Raw genomic sequence first — 19,310 nt, 5'->3', positions numbered from 1 at the left:
GATCAAAGGTAGAGATAAGGTCTCTCCTACAGTTAAGTCTTTAGATTTATCTCATTAATGAACAAAAAAGAGGGCCATTCGCGACTTCCAGGTTTGTCGACTAAGGTTATTCCCTCATCGGATTGAGCCCCTGCCAGCAACACCGGGCTCTTGATCAAGGAGAGACTGATGACGTCGCGTCGCAACATCGAACAGACTTATCGCACCTGGTCCAGCCCCATTCTGCTGGAGCTGAAAAAGCGCGAACACCAAATGGCGCCGGTCGAGCGTCAAGCGCTAGAGGTTGTACTAGTGGAAAGAAGGTTGCTGGATGTCGGCAATCCGCATGGCAATGACCGCCGCCAGAGCCAGACAAACAAAAACGACCGTCCTGGCTAATCGCATGACTCAACTGCACACATAAATCCCCTGTAGGAGTGAGCCTGCTCGCGATGGCGGTACATCCGACAATATTGCAGTGTCTGACAGTGTGCTATCGCGAGCAGGCTCACTCCTACAAATTCCATAGTGTCTTCAGGATTTGCTACAGCGAGCCACTGAAAGGCTCAGCTTCAGGAGTTCTTTGCGTAGCATCGATGGCTCGACAACAGCCATTCCACACCACCATCCAAACGGCATCAGCCTATTCAGCTTTTGTTGACTGAGTTCGGACTCGGCGAGAAAGCAGCTTTTCCGGTCACGGATACTGATGACATTCAGCAGCCAGTCTTCGCCCTGCTCCGCCATCCATTGGCTAATCGCTGGCCGGTGTTTTTGCAGCAATACGTCGGCATCCCACACGGTCATTTGCGCGAAAATCTGCGGCAGATTGCTTTCGGGTTTCATCCGTTTCAGGTCGGCTGCCAAGGCATTGGCAAGGTCTGATTCGATGCTGGCCTGGCATTCGAGGAAGTACTGCTCGGGCCAGCCGGCCGCAAGGTTCGCCCGAGCTGCGAGGTCAGCGTAGGCGTCGATGTCCGCTGGCGTGGTCATCTGGCTGGTGAAATTCAGGGTGTTGTCGAGAATTGCGGTGGCCAGCAGTGCGGCGCTTTGCTGACTGATCTTTGCCAGCAAACCTGCCGCCTGCCAACGCTGGAAAACCTGAGTCGCCGCCGCACCGATCGGGCGGATGTCGGCGGCTGAACCGAATTTCTGTGCCCAGTAATCTTCGTAACCCGGATGATGGTCGATGACTTCAACCACTCTGTCGAGCACCACCAAGGGATCGAAATGGTGATGGTCGGATACGTCGACCAGGATGAATTCATCCGTCAGCGATGCTTCATGCGTTTGAAAAGCGTAGCCCCAATCAAGCACGGTTTTCGAGACGCTGGCGTTGGGTGTTGCGCTGCTGACGGCGCGGGCGGGGATGCCTTGCAGATTGAGCAGTTCTGCGTAGGCGATGCAGCAAGCGTAGGCGTCGATGTCCAGATAGGACGCGCCGGAGGTGATGATTTTCATGGGGCGGCAACGTCGCATATTTTCATGACATTGGGGTGACAGGAAAAGATCGCAGCCTGCGGCAGCTCCTACACAGGGCTGCGATCTTTTGATGTTTATGCGGCGGCTTTACCGGCCGCCACCATCGCCGAAGCCGCCAGCATCGCACGCAACAACACCGCACAGCCCGCCGCCAGATCATCCGGCGCGGCGTTTTCGATTTCGTTGTGGCTGATGCCGCCTTCGCACGGCACGAAGATCATCCCGGCCGGGCCCAGTTCGGCGAGGAAAATCGCGTCATGCCCAGCGCCACTGACGATGTCCATGTGCGACAACCCCAACCCTTTCGCCGCACCGCGCACCGCTTCCACGCAGCCTTTTTCGAAGTACAGCGGCGGGAAGTCGGCGGTCGGCGTTAGCTCATAGGTCAAGCCATGTTCCTCACAGGTGGCTTCGATGACTTGCTTGACCTCGGCAATCATCGAATTCAACCGCGCCGGTTCCAGATGCCGGAAATCGAGGGTCATGCGCACTTCGCCGGGGATGACGTTGCGCGAGCCGGGATAGGCTTGCAGACAGCCGACCGTGCCGCAGGCGTGTGGTTGATGGCCGAGGGCGGCGCGATTGACTGCACCGACGATCACCGAGGCGCCAACCAGGGCGTCCTTGCGCAGGTGCATCGGGGTGGGGCCGGCATGGGCCTCGACGCCGCGCAGCTTGAGGTCGAACCACTTCTGCCCCAGCGCGCCGAGCACCACGCCGATGGTTTTCTGTTCGTCTTCAAGGATCGGGCCTTGCTCGATGTGCGCTTCGAAGTAGGCACCGACCTTGTGCCCGCTGACCTTGCGCGGCCCGGCGTAGCCGATGGCATTCAACGCTTCGCCAACGGTGATGCCCTCGGCATCGACCTTGGCGAGGGTTTCTGCGAGGGTGAATTTCTCGGCGAACACGCCCGAGCCCATCATGCACGGGGCGAAGCGTGAGCCTTCTTCATTCGTCCAGACCACCACTTCCAGCGGTGCTTCGGTTTCCACTTTGAGGTCGTTGAGGGTGCGCAGCACTTCGACACCGGCGAGTACGCCGAAGCAGCCGTCGAACTTGCCGCCGGTGGGTTGCGTGTCGATGTGGCTGCCGGTCATCACTGGCGGCAGATCGGGATTGCGTCCCGGGCGACGGGCGAAAATGTTGCCGACTTCATCGACCGTGACGCTGCATCCGGCGTCCTTGCACCATTGCACGAACAGGTCGCGGGCCTGGCGGTCGAGGTCGGTCAGGGCCAGGCGACAGACGCCGCCCTTGACCGTGGCGCCGAGCTTGGCCAGTTCCATGAGCGAGGCCCACAGGCGATCGCGGTTGATGTGCTGATGGGTCGATTGCAGAACGTCTACGGCTGCGTTCATGGGGATCTCCTCAGGCTGCTTTTTCTTATGGATATTGCTGTGGTGTTTTTGAGGCCACCATCGCTGGCAAGCCAGCTCCCACAGGTTTTGGATTGAACACAAAATTTGTGTACGACTCGATCCCTGTGGGAGCTGGCTTGCCAGCGATGGGGCCCTCACCTACACCGCTGTTTTCACGGCAGAAGGCTGTGCGCGCATCACGCACAACCCGTAATAAATCAATCCGCCCAACGCCGAACCAGTGAACCAGCCGTAGCTGTAAAACCAGCTGAACGCATCGCTGCCCAACGACAACAACGTCAGCACCACCGGCACACCAAACGCGAGAAACCCGGCCCAGTTCCACGCCGGATAAACGTCGTCGCGATACAACCCGGCCAGGTCAAGTTGCTGTTTCTTGATCAGGAAATAATCCACCACCATGATCCCGGCAATCGGCCCGAGCAGGCTCGAATAACCGAGCAACCAGTTGGAATAGACGCTTTCCAGACTCACGTCGGAAACGATCCAGCCGAGTTTTTTCAGCAGTTCATGGGCCATCAATATCAGCCCGACCAACCCGGTCAGCAACACCGCTTTGGTGCGGTTGATGACCTTCGGCGCGATGTTCTGGAAATCGTTGGTCGGCGACACGATGTTGGCAGCGGTGTTGGTCGACAGCGTGGCGATGATGATCAGCGCCATGGCCACCGCGACCCACACCGGACTCTGGATGTGGCCGATCAGCGTGACCGGGTCAGACACCGTGACACCCACCAGTTTCACCGAGGCGGCGGTCATCACCACGCCCAGCGCAGCGAACAGGAACATGGTCAGCGGCAGGCCGATAATCTGCCCGAGGATCTGATCCTTCTGGCTCTTGGCGTAGCGGCTGAAGTCGGGAATGTTCAACGACAAGGTGGCCCAGAAGCCGACCATCGCCGTCAGCCCGGCGGCGAAGTAGCCGTACACGCTCGCGCCTTCCGGACGTTTGGCCGGAATTGCCATCAGCTCTGTCATCGACACATTGGGCATCGCCCACACCAGTAACCCCACGCCGACCGCCACCAGCAACGGCGCCGACAAGGTTTCCAGCCACTTGATCGACTCGGCGCCGCGAATCACCACCCACAGGTTGAGCGCCCAGAACACCATGAAGCCGATCACCTCCCCCGTGCCGCCGAGGGATTTCCAGCCGTCGAACACCGAGCCGAGAAACAGGTGAATCGCCAATCCGCCAAACATCGTCTGGATGCCAAACCAGCCACACGCCACCAACGCGCGAATCAGGCACGGCACGTTGGAGCCGAGAATGCCGAACGACGAACGCAGTAGAACGGGAAACGGAATGCCGTACTTGGTGCCGGGAAACGCGTTAAGAGTCAGCGGAATCAGCACGATGACGTTGGCGAAGAGAATCGCCAGCAGCGCTTCGCCAACGCTCAAACCGAAGTACGCCGTCAGCACACCGCCGAGGGTGTAAGTCGGCACGCAGATCGACATGCCGACCCACAGCGCGGTGATGTGCCATTTGTTCCAGGTTCGTTCGCGCACCTTGGTCGGTGCCATGTCGTGGTTGTAACGGGGACTGTCGAGGACGTCGCTGCCGGCTTCGAGTTCGAACAAGCCGTCGCGCTCGGTCACTTGCGATCTGTTCTGTTGCATGGCCGCTCCACTGTTCTTCTGATTATTTTTTGCTCATCAGGCGGCTGGCACACGAGGTGCGAGCCGGACGATGGCCGGAGGAACTGACAACTTTCGTGCACCGGCCATGGTGTCAGCGGCGGCATCAATAAACGTGCCGGGTGCCCCGCTTACGCATCGGGCCGAGGGTTAAACGCTTTGCAACTTTCTGATATTCATCAGTTTTAATTATTCACCGGATGAGTTCGCGGAAACTTGTCTGGGTGCTCAGGCTAAACACCTGGCAAGTTGTCCGAACAGACAGGACTCAAACTGGTGCACTGCATTTATTTTCATTGTGAACGAGCAACCGCAGCTCAACTTCAAGCGGCTGATTTCACATAGGAAATCTTGCTCATATTTCCATCCTGTCAAGTGCGTCAAAATGGTGAACGGCCTCACCATTTTGGTGATTTACGTTTTTTATCGTTATTTTTCATACACTTAAAACAGTAATAAGCTTATAAAAAATAATCTTGATCTATTGCAAATCTGCGACTAGTTTCTATTCCTGACAGCGTTGACAGGAATACACCCTGCAACGCTGTACATCAATAAAACATCTAGAACCGGCACCAGTCGGTCATGCCTGCGAGGAACTCGGAATGTCTCTGTTGATCCGTGGCGCCACCGTTGTTACCCATGATGAAAGTTATCGCGCCGACGTCTATTGCGCCGACGGCGTGATCAAAGCCATCGGTGAAAACCTGGATATTCCCGCCGGCGCCGAAGTGCTCGACGGCAGCGGCCAATACCTGATGCCCGGCGGCATCGATCCGCATACGCACATGCAACTGCCGTTCATGGGCACCGTCGCCAGTGAAGACTTTTACAGCGGCACGGCGGCCGGTCTGGCCGGAGGCACCACGTCGATCATCGACTTCGTGATTCCCAATCCGCAGCAGTCGTTGATGGAAGCGTTTCATCAGTGGCGCGGCTGGGCAGAAAAGTCTGCGTCGGACTATGGCTTCCACGTCGCGATCACCTGGTGGAGCGAGCAGGTGCGTGAGGAAATGGCCGAGCTGGTCAGCCATCACGGGATCAACAGCTTCAAGCATTTCATGGCCTACAAGAACGCGATCATGGCCGCCGACGACACGCTGGTAGCGAGTTTCGAGCGTTGCCTGGAACTCGGCGCGGTGCCGACCGTGCATGCGGAAAACGGCGAACTGGTCTATCACCTGCAACGCAAGTTGATGGCCCAGGGCATCACCGGGCCGGAAGCGCATCCGCTGTCGCGGCCTTCGCAGGTTGAAGGGGAAGCGGCGAGCCGGGCGATTCGTATCGCCGAAACCATTGGCACGCCGTTGTACCTGGTGCACGTCTCGACCAAGGAAGCCCTCGACGAAATCACCTATGCACGGAGCAAGGGCCAGCCGGTTTACGGCGAAGTGCTGGCCGGGCATTTGCTGCTCGACGACAGCGTCTATCAGCATCCGGATTGGCAGACCGCTGCCGGTTACGTGATGAGCCCGCCGTTTCGTCCGCGCGGTCATCAGGAGGCGCTGTGGCACGGATTGCAAAACGGCAATCTGCACACCACCGCCACTGACCATTGCTGTTTCTGCGCTGAGCAGAAAGCCGCCGGGCGTGATGATTTCAGCAAGATTCCCAATGGCACCGCCGGCATCGAAGACCGCATGGCGGTGCTGTGGGATGAAGGGGTCAACTCCGGTCGCTTGTCGATGCAGGATTTTGTCGCCCTCACGTCCACCAACACCGCGAAGATCTTCAATCTCTATCCGCGTAAAGGTGCGATCCGCGTCGGCGCCGATGCCGATCTGGTGCTGTGGGATCCGCAAGGCAGCCGCACCATTTCCGCCAAGACCCACCATCAGCAGGTGGACTTCAACATCTTCGAAGGCAAGACCGTGCGCGGCGTACCGAGCCATACCGTCAGCCAGGGCCGCGTGGTCTGGGCCGATGGCGATCTGCGCGCCGAGCGTGGTGCCGGGCGCTACATCGAACGGCCGGCGTATCCGGCGGTGTTTGATTTGCTGAGCAAGCGGGCTGAGTTGCATAAACCTGTTGCTGTGAAACGCTGACATCGAGGCCTTCGCGAGCAAGCCCGCTCCCACATTTGAAATGCATTCCCCTGTAGGAGCTGCCGAAGGCTGCGATCTTTTGATCTTGTTTTTTAAGATCAAGATCAACAGATCGCAGCCTTCGGCAGCTCCTACACGGGGATTTGGCCAATGCCCGATAGAGGCAGTTACCGTGAGGCAAAAAACCGTGATCGAGACCCTGAACCATCTCCCCCACCCGCACGAAAGCGCGGCCGCCCTCGCCGGCCATTTCACCGATCTGGCGCCGCCGCTCAACGACCGACAGGCGCATCTGGAAGCCTCGCGCTGCCTGTATTGCTACGACGCGCCGTGCGTGAATGCGTGCCCGAGCGAGATCGACATCCCTTCGTTCATCCGCAATATCCATCAGGACAACGTGCCCGGTGCCGCGCAGAAGATCCTTTCGGCAAACATCCTCGGCGGCAGTTGCGCGCGGGTCTGCCCCACCGAAATCCTCTGCCAGCAAGCCTGCGTGCGCAACAACGCCCACGAATGCGCGCCGGTGCTGATCGGCCTGCTGCAACGCTATGCCGTCGACAACGCGCACTTCACCGAACACCCATTCCAGCGCGCCGCCGCCAGCGGTAAACGCATCGCCGTGGTCGGTGCCGGGCCGGCGGGGTTGTCCTGTGCACATCGCAGTGCCATGCATGGGCATGAGGTGGTGATTTTCGAAGCGCGGGAGAAGGCTGGCGGACTCAACGAGTACGGGATCGCTAAATACAAACTGGTCGACGATTACGCGCAGAAGGAACTGGATTTCCTCCTGCAGATCGGCGGCATCGAGATTCGCCACGGGCAGAAGCTCGGTGAGAATCTGACCCTCAGCGAACTGCATCAGCAGTTCGACGCGGTGTTCCTCGGCCTCGGCCTGAATGCCAGCAAACAACTTGGTTTGGCCCACGAAGATGCGCCGGGCCTGCTCGCCGCCACCGATTACATCCGCGAATTGCGCCAGGCCGATGACCTCACGCAACTGCCGCTGGCCGAGCGCTGCATCGTCCTTGGCGCCGGCAACACGGCGATCGACATGGCTGTGCAAATGGCTCGTCTCGGTGCTCGCGACGTCAACCTTGTTTACCGTCGAGGCGCCGCCGACATGGGCGCCACCGGTCATGAACAAGACATCGCCAAAGCCAATCAGGTACGCCTGCTGACCTGGGCGCAACCGGAAGAAGTCTTGCTCGACGCTCAGGGCCAGGTGCGCGGCATGCGTTTCGCCCGCACCGATCTGGTCGACGGGCGCCTGCAAACCACCGGCGAAACCTTCGAACTGGCGGCCGACGCGATCTTCAAAGCCATCGGCCAGTCCTTCGACAGCAACGCCCTCGCCGACCCGTTGGCCCGCGAACTCAAGCGCCAGGGCGAACGCATTCAGGTCGACGAAAACCTGCGCACCAGCATCCCCGGCGTGTATGCCGGCGGCGACTGCACCAGCCTCGATCAGGACCTCACCGTGCAAGCCGTGCAGCACGGCAAATGTGCCGCCGAGGCGATCAACGCTCAACTGATGCTCAACGTGGAGGCTGCGTAAATGGCCGATCTTTCGATTGTCTTCGCCGGCATCAAAGCACCGAATCCGTTCTGGCTGGCCTCCGCGCCGCCGACTGACAAAGCCTATAACGTCGTCCGTGCCTTTGAAGCAGGCTGGGGCGGTGTGGTCTGGAAAACCCTCGGTGAGGACCCGGCGGCGGTCAACGTTTCGTCGCGTTACTCGGCGCATTACGGCAACAACCGCGAAGTCCTCGGGATCAACAACATCGAGCTGATCACCGACCGTTCGCTGGAGATCAACCTGCGTGAAATCACTCAGGTGAAGAAGGACTGGCCGGATCGCGCGTTGATCGTGTCGCTGATGGTGCCGTGCGTCGAGGAGTCGTGGAAACACATTCTGCCGCTGGTCGAAGCCACCGGCGCTGACGGTATCGAGCTGAATTTCGGCTGCCCGCACGGCATGCCCGAGCGTGGCATGGGCGCGGCGGTCGGTCAGGTCCCAGAGTATGTCGAGCAGGTCACGCGCTGGTGCAAAACCTATTGCTCGCTGCCGGTGATCGTCAAATTGACGCCGAATATCACCGACATCCGCGTCGCTGCCCGCGCGGCGCATCGCGGTGGTGCGGATGCGGTGTCGCTGATCAATACGATCAACTCGATCACCAGCGTCGACCTGGAACACATGGTCGCCCTGCCCACGGTCGGCAGCAAAAGCACCCACGGCGGTTACTGTGGCTCGGCGGTGAAGCCGATTGCGCTGAACATGGTCGCCGAAATCGCCCGCGATCCGCAGACCCAGGGCCTGCCGATTTGCGGCATTGGCGGCATTGGCGGTTGGCGCGATGCGGCGGAATTCATGGCGCTGGGCAGCGGCGCGGTGCAGGTGTGCACGGCGGCGATGCTGCATGGTTTCCGGATTGTCGAGGAGATGAAGGACGGCCTGTCGCGGTGGATGGACAGCCAGGGTTACGCCAATATCAGCGAGTTTGCCGGGCGCGCGGTGGGCAATACCACCGACTGGAAGTACCTCGATATCAACTATCAAGTCATTGCGAAGATTGATCAGGACGCGTGCATTGGTTGCGGGCGTTGTCACATTGCTTGCGAGGACACGTCACACCAGGCGATCAGCAGTTTGAAGCAGGCGGATGGCACGCATAAATACGAAGTGATCGATGAGGAGTGCGTGGGCTGCAATCTGTGCCAGATCACCTGCCCTGTGGCGGATTGCATCGAGATGGTGCCGATGGAAACTGGGAAGCCGTTTCTGGACTGGAATCATGATCCGCGCAATCCCTACCATGTTGCGGTTTGACTGATCGTTCCCACGTTCTGCGTGGGAATGCAGCCCGGGACGCTCTGCGTCCCATTGGAACGCGGAGCGTCCCTAGAGGCATTCCCACGCAGAGCGTGGGAACGATCATGTATCACTTGTCCGGTGGCGGACTGTATCGAGATGGTGGCGATGGAAACTGGGAAGCCGTTTCTGGACTGGAATCATGATCCGAGGAATCCGTATCACGTTGCGGTCTGAATTGGGGGATGATCCTGAAAGGCCCTCACCCTAACCCTCTCCCAAAGGGAGAGGGGACTGATTGGGGGATGCTTCAGAAATCCACCGACCTGAACGATTTGCTTTGAATCCGCAATCGACTCGGTTCTTCAGGTCGATGTACCTCGAGAGACACCTCGGTCGGCCCCCTCTCCCTCCGGGAGAGGGCTGGGGTGAGGGTCTGCTTTAGGGTTCCAGGCCAATCCCGCGCAATATCACACTCGTCACCGTCTGCACCGCCCGCTCGAACTGCATGTCCGACAACGGCTGATGCTCGTTGAGGATATTCACCTGATGATCAAAGTCGGCATAGTGCTGCGTCGACGCCCAGATCATGTACAGCAGGCTCGACGGTTCCACCGGCAGAATCCGCTTGTCCTCGACCCACTGGCGAATCTTCGCTTCCTTCATTTTCGCCCAGTCATACAGGCTGACATCCAGCGCCTCGCCCAGTGTCGGCGCGCCATGGATGATCTCGTTGGCCCAGACTTTCGAGCCGTAAGGGCGACTGCGCGAGTGGTTCATCTTGGCGCGGATGTAGCTGCTCAGCACCACGCGCGGGTCGTCGAACATCTCGAAGCACAACGCGTCCTGCTTCCACACTTCCAGCAGGTCGAACAGTACCGCGCTGTACAACTCACTCTTGGTGCTGAAGTAATAATGCAGATTGGAACGCGGCAGTTGCACTTCGGCGGCGATGTCGGCCATCGCGGTGCTGCCGAAGCCTTTTTCGGCGAAGACTTTTTCCGCCGCGAGCAGAATTTTCTCGACGTTATTGCGGCGAATTTCGATCTTGTGATTGCCCATGTGGGCTCCCTGACAACAGCGTTGCCCAAGACTAGCATCCGCTCTGGTGCGCGGGCGACCGCTGCAAACAAAACTTCGTACAGCGGCGAGCGGATGGCTAAACTGACGATTCTTTGATCCTGCCCCAGAGGTATCCGCGATGCTGTTCAAGAACGTCATGACCACCACTGCCCTGCTCGCCTCGCTGTTCGCCGCTTCCTCGGTATTTGCCCACGCCCACCTGAAAAGCCAGACCCCGGCGGCCGACAGCACTGTCGCTGCTCCGGCCGATTTGCGCCTGACCTTCTCCGAAGGCGTCGAAGCCAGTTTCACCAAAGTCACCCTGACCCGCGATGGCGCGCCGGTCGCCGTCAAGGCGCTGACCACCGAAGGCGACAAGAAAACCCTCATCGTCACCCCGGCCGCACCACTGACGGCCGGTGAATACAAAGTCGAATGGCACGCGGTGTCGGTCGACACGCACAAGAGCGAAGGCGCCTATCAGTTCAAGGTTGGCCAATAATTCATGAGTGAAGCGCTGGTGCTGTGCCGCTTTGTGCATTTCATCGTGGTGTTGATGTTGTTCGGGGCCTGGCTGTTCAGGCCGTTGCTGCTCAAGGATGAAGCGCTGCAAGTGGACCGGCAGCTGGCGCGACTGGCGCGTTGGTTGGTTGCCGTTGCGCTGGTCAGCGGGATTGCCTGGGCGCTGTTGATCACGGCAAGCATGGCCGGTTCGGCTGCGGCAGCGTTTGATCCGGACACGGTTGCGCTGGTGCTGGGCAACACGTTTTTTGGTCAGGTATGGCGCTGGCACCTGCTGCTCAATGCCGCGCTGTTGGCCTTGCTGTTTACGCCTTGGCGCTCAAGCATGCCTTTGCGCCTGGGCTTGAGTGGCTTGCTTTTGGCGACGCTGGCACCGGTCGGACACGGCGCGATGCTGGATGGTCTGAGCGGGCAACTGCTGATTCTCAATCAGATCGTTCATCTGACCTGCGTCGCCGCGTGGCTTGGCGGGCTGTTGTTGCTGGTGATGATTCTGCGTCAGCCAACGGAACCGATGTCGGTGGTTCTGCGGCGTTTCAGTGGAGTGGGTTATGCGTTGGTCGCGGGGCTGCTGATCACGGGTTTGATCAACGTGCGCGTGTTGACCGGGCAGTGGTGGCCGACGCCACTGTTCAGCGGGTTTGCACTGATTCTGTTGATCAAGGCAATGCTGGTGTTGGCCATGCTCGGATTGGCATTGTTCAACCGCTTGCGCATCGATGACTGCGAACAACGCATGGGCACCCTGCGGCGCAGCGTGATGCTGGAGTGGTTGCTCGGCATTGGCGCCGTAGCCGCCGTCTCGCTACTCGGCACCCTGCCCCCGATGATCACCGCCTGAAAAACAAAAGATCGCAGCCTTCGGCAGCTCCTACAGATTACCCATGTAGGAGCTGCCGAAGGCTGCGATCTTTTGATCTTAATGGTGCTGGGTATCACCCGCTGCAGTATCGATGCTGACCACCACCGACATCCCCGGACGCAACCGCTCCTCCTCCTGCTGATCCGCATCAATCGTGATCCGCACCGGCACCCGCTGAGCGATTTTGACGAAGTTGCCGGTGGCATTGTCCGCCTGCAACAAAGCAAATTCCGACCCGGTCCCCGGCGAAATATGCTGCACATGCCCGGTAAATTTACGGTGGTTCAACGCATCGACGCTGAAGCGCACCGGCTGCCCGACCCGCACATTGTCCATCTGCGTTTCCTTCATGTTGGCGATCACCCATTTCTGGTTCGGCACCAACGCCATCAACTGCGCCCCCGAGTTGACGTAGGCGCCGAGGCGCACGCCAATTTGCCCGAGTTGGCCGTCGCGCGGGGCAACGATGCGCGTATTCGACAGGTCGATTCGCGCCAGTTGCACCGCCGCTTCGGCGCTGGCCACCGCCGCTTCCAGCGAGCCACGATTGACGATTACTGCTTGCAGATCCTGCCGGGCGATTTCCAGATTGGCCTTGGCCTGCGCCACCGCTGCAACGCTTTGCGCATTGGCCGCCAGCGCTACGTCCATTTCACGCTTGGACACCGAACCGTCACTGACCAATTCCTTGTTGCGACGCAAATCCGCCTCGCTCTTGCGCAATTGCGCTTCGCTGTCAGCCTGCACCGCTTGGCGCAACTTGATTGTCGCTTCGGCGCTGTTGCGTTGCTGCACGACGTTGGCCAATGCGGCTTTTTGCACTGCCAATTGCGCCAGCGACTGGTCGAGGCGTTGCTGATAGATCCGATCATCCAGACGCACCAGCAAATCCCCAGCCTTCACGTACTGGAAATCCTGCACCGGCACTTCGTAGACATAACCGGCGAGCTGCGGGCCGATGATCGTCACCTGCCCGCGAATCAGCGCATTCTCGGTGGTCTCGACCGCGCTGCTGAACGGCGGTAATTGCCAGGCGTAGAGCACGATCAACACACCAACAATGGCAATCGCGGCAAAGCCCATTGAAGAGATGATGCGCACCCGCAGCGAGCGCGGCTCGGTGTTCGGCGATGACGGCGGCGCCACACCCTCAGGCGTGGCGGCGATGGCATTGGTGGTTGTGGTGGTCGGTTCGGTCATGAAGAAGTGGCACCGCTGGAAGGTGTGGATGGCGCTGGGGCGACGGCTTTGGTGGTGCTCATCAGCCACAGTGCGCGAATGGACAGCCAGATCATGGTCAGCACCGCAATAACGGCGATCAGCATGAACACGTCGTTATAGGCCAGCACGTTGGCCTCACGCGTGGCGGCGTTGGACAGGCTACGAATACCCGCCAGGTTGCGCAGGCTCGGGTCGGCGAGCAGCGAACCGTACGCCGATCCGCCACTCTGTACCCGCGCGGCCACCAATGGATCGGACATCACCAGATGCTCGACGATCTGGCTGGAGTGGAATTTCTCGCGGACGATCTGAAAGGTGCCCAGAAGCGCCGCGCCAAGCAGGCCGCCGAGGTTATTGCAGATCCCGAACAGCACGGAAAAACTCACCAGGTTGCGCGGATTGGTCAGCACGTTGCGCGTGCCTAGAACCATGGTCGGGCCGAGAAAAAACGTGCTGCCGAAGGCCAGCAGGAACTGACTGAAATAGAGGTTTTGCGGGCGGGTCAGGTTGTTGGAAAAACTGTCCATCACCGACCCGGTGGCCATCAGACCCAGCGAGATGATCAACGGCATCAGCAGGTGTTTGGGGTCGATCGTCAGCGCGCTGGTCAACAACCCCGCGACGCTGCCGATCAGCATCACCACGTACAGGCTGTGCAACTGCTCGTAGCCCATGTTCAGGTTCTGCATGAAACCCACCGCCCCGGTGGACTGCTCCGAGGTGACCATACGAATTAGGGTCACCGCCAGCGCCAGGCGAATCATCGTTCCGCTGCCAAGCCAACGGGTCATCAGCATCGGGTTGCTGCGGTTATGCTCGATGGCCAGGCCGGCGAGAATCAGCGCGATGGACGCGGCCAGGGCAACACCGATCCAGTCGGCTTCCAGCCACCAATCGATCCGCCCCAACGACAACACCGCGCACAATAACGCCACGCCGGTAGCGAGAATCGCGAAGGTCAGGAAGTCGAGTTTTTCGAAGGTTTTGAAGCGGTCGCCCGGCGGCAACTTGAGCATCAGCACGCAGCCCAGCGACAGCAGCGCCATGCCCAATTCGAACAGGTACAAGCCACGCCATTCGGCGATTTGCAGCAAGTCTTCAGAGAACAACCGCGCCAGCGGTAAGGCCAGTTGTGAGGTGCCAAGACCGAGCACCAGCGCCTTCATCCGCCACTTCGCCGGGAATGCCTGGACCATGTAATACAGGCCCAGAGAACTCAACGCCGCACCGACCATGCCGTGCGCCGCACGCACCGCCACGGCCGAATTCAGGTCATTGACGAACAAATGGCCGAAGGTCACCAGCGCATACAGCACCAGGAACACCTCGGTGAACGCGCGCAAACCGAACTGCTGACGAAACTTCACCAGCAGCAGGTTCATCGACACGTTGGTCATCACGTACGCCGCCGGCAACCAGGCCATTTCGGCTGTGGTCGCGCCGAGCGCACCTTGCAGATAAGGCAGGTTGGCGACCACCAGCGAGTTGCCCAACCCACCGGTCAACGCCACCAGCAAACCGACCAGCGCATAGGCCAGGCGCTTGCGGTTGGAGTGCAACGGCGTCGAGGGGGAACCGGGCAGACTGGGCTTCTCGTGGGGCTGCCAGTTGCGCGGGGCGTATTGATCCATTGAAAGGCCTTGTGCGGAAGGTGGATGAAGTTTGCCGCAAATTCACCGGCAACACACATCCCATGGACAACACAAACCCCTGTAGGAGCTGTCGAGTGAAACGAGGCTGCGATCTTTTGATTTTAAAGCCAGATCAAAAGATCGCAGCGTGCCGCAGCTCCTACAAAGGTCATCGTATAACTTTGAGTTGACATTCCCGGGAAACGCAGGAAATATCCGCAACCATGTTGTACGACGACGTATGACAAATAATAAAAACAACAAATGAAACAGGGAGCGTCACAGTGAGCACACTCGTCCGCAATTCCGTTCGCCCTTCGCGTTTTTCCGTTATTCGCCCGCGTTCCACCCTGAGCCTGATTGGCTGCAGCAGCCTGGCCCTCGCCCTACCGATGAGCGCCGATGCCGAAGGCTTTCTCGAAGACAGCAAAGCCACGCTGAACCTGCGCAATGCCTACTTCAATCGCAACTTCGTCAACCCGGCCAATGCCCAGGGCAAGGCCGAAGAGTGGACGCAGAACTTCATTCTCGATGCCAAATCCGGATTCACTCAGGGCACCGTCGGTTTCGGTCTTGATGTGCTGGGGCTGTATTCGCAAAAGCTTGATGGCGGCAAAGGCAGCGGCGGCACGCAACTGTTGCCGATCCACGATGACGGACGTCCGGCGGACAACTTCGGGCGCCTTGGTGTCGCGCTGAAGGCCAAGGTGTCGAAGACTGAACTGAAGGTCGGTGAATGGATGCCGGTGCTGCCGATCCTGCGTTCCGACGATGGCCGCTCCCTGCCGCAGACCTTTCGCGGCGGCCAGATCACTTCCACCGAGATCAATGGCCTGACCGTCTACGGCGGCCAGTTTCGCGGCAACAGCCCGCGCAACGACGCCAGCATGGAAGACATGTCGATGAATGGTCGCGGCGCGTTCACCTCGGACCGCTTCAACTTCGGCGGCGGTGAATACACCTTCAATGACAAGCGCACCCTGATTGGCGTGTGGTACGCCGAACTCAGCGACATCTACCAGCAGCAGTATTTCAACCTCAGCCACAGCCAGCCGTTGGGCGACTGGACGCTGGGCGCCAACCTCGGTTTCTTCACCGGCAAGGAAGACGGCAGTGCCCAGGCTGGCGATCTCGACAACAAAACTGCGTTCGCCATGCTCTCGGCCAAATACGGTGGCAACACCTTCTACGTCGGCCTGCAAAAACTCAGCGGCGACGATGCCTGGATGCGGGTCAACGGCACCAGCGGCGGCACGTTGGCCAACGACAGTTACAACGCCAGTTATGACAACGCCAGGGAGCGCTCCTGGCAACTGCGTCACGACTACAACTTCGTCGCCCTCGGCATTCCCGGTCTGACCCTGATGAACCGCTACATAAGCGGCGATAACGTGCACACCGGGACCATCACCGACGGCAAGGAATGGGGCCGCGAGTCGGAGCTGGCTTACACCGTACAGAGCGGAGCGTTGAAGAACCTCAACGTGAGATGGCGCAACGCGACCATGCGCCGGGACTTCAGCACCAACGAGTTTGACGAGAACCGGATCTTTATCAGTTATCCGATTTCGTTGTTGTAAGCCGTCGGGGAGCAAGCCCTCTGTAGGAGTGAGCCTGCTCGCGATGGCGGTGTGTCGGCCGATATCTTCCTGGACTGATACACCGCCATCGCGAGCAGGCTCACTCCTACAAGGTGATGCATTGCAAGGCGAGATCGCTGAAAAGAAAAACTGTTTCACCTTCCGTCATTTACACCGAAAGTCGCGTTGACAAGTTCCTGAAACCCTACCGATACTTCATCGCAGTCATACGACAACCTACAACAAACCTAATAACAATGTGTCCAGGGATTGCCATGACGTCTACCTCTACTCCCCGCGCCCCTTTCAATCGCCTGCTGCTGACCGGCGCTGCCGGTGGCCTCGGCAAAGTCCTGCGCGAACGCTTGCGCCCGTACGCCAATGTGTTGCGCCTGTCCGATATCGCCGCCCTCGCCCCGGCCGTCGATGATCGCGAAGAAGTGATGCTCTGCGACCTCGCCGACAAACACGCCGTGCACCAACTGGTCGAGGGCGTCGACGCGATCCTGCACTTCGGCGGCGTCTCCGTTGAACGTCCCTTTGAAGAGATCCTCGGCGCCAACATCTGCGGCGTCTTCCATATCTACGAAGCCGCGCGCCGGCATGGTGTGAAGCGGGTGATCTTCGCCAGCTCCAACCATGTCATCGGCTTCTACAAACAGGACGAACACCTCGACGCCAGCTCCGCGCGCCGCCCCGATGGCTACTACGGTTTGTCCAAGTCCTATGGCGAAGACATGGCCAGTTTCTACTTCGATCGCTACGGCATCGAGACGGTCAGCATCCGCATCGGCTCCTCGTTCCCCGAGCCGCAAAACCGCCGAATGATGCACACCTGGCTGAGCTTCGACGACCTCACGCAATTGCTCGAACACTCGCTGTACACGCCCAACGTCGGCCACACCGTAGTCTATGGCATGTCCGCCAACAAGGACGTGTGGTGGGACAACCGCTTCGCCAGCCACCTCGGTTTTGCCGCCAAGGACAGCTCCGAAATATTCCGCGAAAAAGTCGAAGCCCAGCCGCTGCCGGCCGCCGATGACCCGGCGCGGATATACCAGGGCGGTGCCTTCGTCGCCGCCGGTCCGTTTGGCGACTGAACACTCTGACAACGACACAAGGGATTGAGTATGCAAGCCGAATTGATCGTCGATGCTCGCAACGCCGTGGGCGAAAGCCCGGTCTGGGTGCCAGAGGAAAACGCGTTGTACTGGGTCGATATTCCCAACGGCAGCCTGCAACGCTGGAGCGCCGACACTGGGCATGTACAGACCTGGAAAACCCCGGAAATGCTCGCCTGCATCGTTCGCCACAGCCGTGGCGGCTGGATCGCCGGCATGGAAAGCGGTTTCTTTCATCTGCAGCCGCACGCCGACGGCAGCCTCGACAGTGAGCTGCTGGCCAGCGTCGCACACAGCCGCGAAGACATGCGTCTCAACGATGGTCGCTGCGACCGTCAGGGCCGGTTCTGGGCCGGCAGCATGGTCTTGAACATGGGCCTGAATGCGCTCGAGGGCCGGCTCTATCGCTACGGTGCCGGGCAGTCTGGCGTGGTTGATGCGCAACTCGACGGTTTCATCGTGCCCAACGGCCTCGGCTTCAGCCCCGACGGTAAAACGATGTACCTGTCCGACTCGCATCCAGACGTGCAGTTGATCTGGGCGTTCGATTACGACACTGACAGCGGCACACCGTCGAACCGACGCGTTTTCGTCGACATGAACCACTTCCCCGGTCGCCCCGATGGCGCGGCCGTGGACGCTGAAGGTTTTTACTGGATCTGCGCCAATGACGCCGGCCTCATCCACCGTTTCGCACCGGACGGCAGACTCGATTTTTCGCTCGAAGTCCCGGTAAAAAAACCGACCATGTGTGCCTTCGGTGGCAGCGCGATGGACACCTTGTTCGTCGCCTCGATCCGCCCCGGTGACGACCATGATCCGCGCTCCCTGGCCGGCGGCGTGTTCGCCCTGAACCCCGGCGTCAAAGGCCTGCCGGAACCGTTATTCGACGCTTTGCTGTAACCCGCCTCTGCTGCACCGCTGCGCCTTGAACACAACAATAACAAGACTGGAGACACCCCCAATGGACTTCAAACGCACCTTGCTCGCCGCTGCACTCCCGCTGATGTTCACCTTCGCCGGTGCCGCGCAGGCACTGGAAATCAAGTTCGCTGATATTCACCCCGCCGGTTATCCGACCGTGGTCGCTGAAGAAAGCATGGGCAAAACCCTGACCAAGGAAACCAATGGCGAACTCACCTTCAAATACTTCCCGGGCGGCGTGCTCGGTTCGGAGAAAGAAGTCATCGAACAGGCACAGGTCGGCGCGATCCAGATGACCCGCGTCAGCCTCGGCATCGTCGGTCCGGTGGTGCCGGATGTGAACGTGTTCAACATGCCGTTCATTTTCCGTGACCAGGCGCACATGCGCGCAGTGATCGATGGTGAAGTCGGCGATGCGATCCTCGACAAGATCACCAATTCCGAATTCGGCCTGGTCGCGCTGGCCTGGATGGACGGCGGCACGCGCAACATCTACACCAAGAAACCGGTGCGTAAACTCGAAGACCTCAAAGGCATGAAAATCCGCGTGCAGGGCAACCCGATGTTCATCGAGACCATCAACGCCATGGGCGGCAACGGCATAGCCATGGATACCGGGGAAATCTTCAGCGCGCTGCAGACCGGGGTCATCGACGGCGCGGAAAACAACCCGCCGACCCTGCTCGAACACAACCATTTCCAGAACGCCAAGTTCTACAGCCTGACCGGGCACCTGATCCTGCCCGAGCCAATCGTGATGTCGAAAATCACCTGGGAAAAACTCACCCCAGACCAACAGACGCTGGTGAAAAAAGCCGCCAAGGATGCACAGCTTGAAGAGCGCAAGTTGTGGGATGCCAAGTCCGCCAGCAGCGAAGAGAAACTCAAGGCTGCCGGCGTCGAGTTCATCACCGTCGACAAGAAACCCTTCTACGAGGCCACTGCCTCGGTTCGCGAGAAATACGGCGCACCTTATGCCGACCTGATCAAGCGCATCGAAGCCGTGCAATAACTTTTTTAGCCCTCAATGAAAGGCCCGGCAGCGCTGG

16 protein-coding genes are annotated in these 19,310 nt (G+C 59.5%); 10 read left to right on the top strand and 6 right to left on the bottom strand.

The window, feature by feature from the left end; translation table 11 throughout:
• The first annotated feature begins 168 nt into the window (after nucleotides 1-168).
• Entirely contained in the window at nucleotides 169-378 is a 210-nt protein-coding gene (locus ACIPZE_RS04565; protein ID WP_400771651.1) for a hypothetical protein, read from the top strand.
• Between the two features lie 135 nt (nucleotides 379-513).
• Here the strand turns inward: ACIPZE_RS04565 and ACIPZE_RS04560 are convergent, their stop codons facing one another.
• From ACIPZE_RS04560 to ACIPZE_RS04550, 3 genes are all read right to left on the bottom strand, one after another.
• A complete protein-coding gene (locus ACIPZE_RS04560) occupies nucleotides 514-1,440 on the bottom strand; it encodes a DHH family protein (RefSeq protein WP_400771650.1) in 927 nt (308 codons plus the stop codon).
• Nucleotides 1,441-1,535: 95 nt separating this feature from the next.
• Entirely contained in the window at nucleotides 1,536-2,819 is a 1,284-nt protein-coding gene (locus tag ACIPZE_RS04555; protein WP_400771649.1) for a Zn-dependent hydrolase, read from the bottom strand.
• A gap of 159 nt (nucleotides 2,820-2,978) precedes the next feature.
• The gene (locus tag ACIPZE_RS04550) at nucleotides 2,979-4,463 is read right to left on the bottom strand and encodes an NCS1 family nucleobase:cation symporter-1 (protein ID WP_400771647.1); all 1,485 of its coding nucleotides are present in this window, start codon (nucleotides 4,461-4,463) and stop codon (nucleotides 2,979-2,981) included.
• Nucleotides 4,464-5,086: 623 nt separating this feature from the next.
• Between ACIPZE_RS04550 and hydA the strand changes: the two genes are divergently transcribed.
• The 3 genes from hydA to preA all read left to right on the top strand — a co-directional run bounded on the left by hydA (nucleotide 5,087) and on the right by preA (nucleotide 9,356).
• Nucleotides 5,087-6,526 carry a dihydropyrimidinase gene (gene hydA, locus ACIPZE_RS04545; RefSeq protein ID WP_283436080.1) on the top strand — a complete coding sequence of 480 codons (1,440 nt, stop codon included), beginning with the start codon at nucleotides 5,087-5,089 and terminating at the stop codon, nucleotides 6,524-6,526.
• A 187-nt stretch (nucleotides 6,527-6,713) separates the two neighbouring features.
• Entirely contained in the window at nucleotides 6,714-8,081 is a 1,368-nt protein-coding gene (locus ACIPZE_RS04540) for an NAD(P)-dependent oxidoreductase (protein WP_283438611.1), read from the top strand.
• Nucleotides 8,082-9,356 (top strand): NAD-dependent dihydropyrimidine dehydrogenase subunit PreA, encoded by a 1,275-nt coding sequence (preA, locus tag ACIPZE_RS04535; RefSeq protein WP_283436079.1) that lies wholly within the window; start codon nucleotides 8,082-8,084, stop codon nucleotides 9,354-9,356. It abuts the gene before it with no gap.
• A gap of 423 nt (nucleotides 9,357-9,779) precedes the next feature.
• Here the strand turns inward: preA and ACIPZE_RS04530 are convergent, their stop codons facing one another.
• Complete coding sequence (locus ACIPZE_RS04530) at nucleotides 9,780-10,400, bottom strand: TetR/AcrR family transcriptional regulator (protein ID WP_129394412.1); 621 nt, start codon at nucleotides 10,398-10,400, stop codon at nucleotides 9,780-9,782.
• 139 nt (nucleotides 10,401-10,539) lie between these two features.
• On the opposite strand from ACIPZE_RS04530, the gene copC reads away from it, so the two are divergent.
• On the top strand, nucleotides 10,540-10,902 hold the full coding sequence (gene copC, locus ACIPZE_RS04525) for a copper homeostasis periplasmic binding protein CopC (RefSeq protein WP_283436078.1): 363 nt from the start codon (nucleotides 10,540-10,542) through the stop codon (nucleotides 10,900-10,902).
• Nucleotides 10,903-10,905: 3 nt separating this feature from the next.
• A complete protein-coding gene (gene copD / locus ACIPZE_RS04520; RefSeq protein ID WP_283436077.1) occupies nucleotides 10,906-11,763 on the top strand; it encodes a copper homeostasis membrane protein CopD in 858 nt (285 codons plus the stop codon).
• A 78-nt stretch (nucleotides 11,764-11,841) separates the two neighbouring features.
• Here copD and ACIPZE_RS04515 read toward each other — a convergent pair whose 3' ends face one another.
• On the bottom strand, nucleotides 11,842-12,984 hold the full coding sequence (locus tag ACIPZE_RS04515) for an HlyD family secretion protein (RefSeq protein WP_400771643.1): 1,143 nt from the start codon (nucleotides 12,982-12,984) through the stop codon (nucleotides 11,842-11,844).
• Nucleotides 12,981-14,636: an MFS transporter gene (locus ACIPZE_RS04510; protein WP_400771641.1), complete on the bottom strand. Its 1,656-nt coding sequence runs from the start codon at nucleotides 14,634-14,636 to the stop codon at nucleotides 12,981-12,983. Before ACIPZE_RS04510 ends, ACIPZE_RS04515 begins: the two co-directional genes overlap by 4 nt.
• 284 nt (nucleotides 14,637-14,920) lie before the next feature.
• Between ACIPZE_RS04510 and ACIPZE_RS04505 the strand changes: the two genes are divergently transcribed.
• The 4 genes from ACIPZE_RS04505 to ACIPZE_RS04490 all read left to right on the top strand — a co-directional run bounded on the left by ACIPZE_RS04505 (nucleotide 14,921) and on the right by ACIPZE_RS04490 (nucleotide 19,273).
• A complete protein-coding gene (locus tag ACIPZE_RS04505; protein WP_129394417.1) occupies nucleotides 14,921-16,216 on the top strand; it encodes an OprD family porin in 1,296 nt (431 codons plus the stop codon).
• Between the two features lie 275 nt (nucleotides 16,217-16,491).
• Nucleotides 16,492-17,316: an NAD(P)-dependent oxidoreductase gene (locus ACIPZE_RS04500; RefSeq protein WP_283436074.1), complete on the top strand. Its 825-nt coding sequence runs from the start codon at nucleotides 16,492-16,494 to the stop codon at nucleotides 17,314-17,316.
• A 30-nt stretch (nucleotides 17,317-17,346) separates the two neighbouring features.
• On the top strand, nucleotides 17,347-18,240 hold the full coding sequence (locus ACIPZE_RS04495) for an SMP-30/gluconolactonase/LRE family protein (protein WP_400771639.1): 894 nt from the start codon (nucleotides 17,347-17,349) through the stop codon (nucleotides 18,238-18,240).
• Between the two features lie 61 nt (nucleotides 18,241-18,301).
• A complete protein-coding gene (locus tag ACIPZE_RS04490) occupies nucleotides 18,302-19,273 on the top strand; it encodes a TRAP transporter substrate-binding protein (RefSeq protein ID WP_283436072.1) in 972 nt (323 codons plus the stop codon).
• The last annotated feature ends 37 nt before the right edge of the window (nucleotides 19,274-19,310 follow it).

Source organism: Pseudomonas sp. NPDC089741 (genome assembly GCF_044748825.1).
Classification (GTDB): Bacteria; Pseudomonadota; Gammaproteobacteria; order Pseudomonadales; family Pseudomonadaceae; genus Aquipseudomonas; species Aquipseudomonas helmanticensis.
The sequence above is the reverse complement of the archived record's forward strand: the minus strand, read 5'-3'. Positions and strand labels throughout refer to the sequence as shown.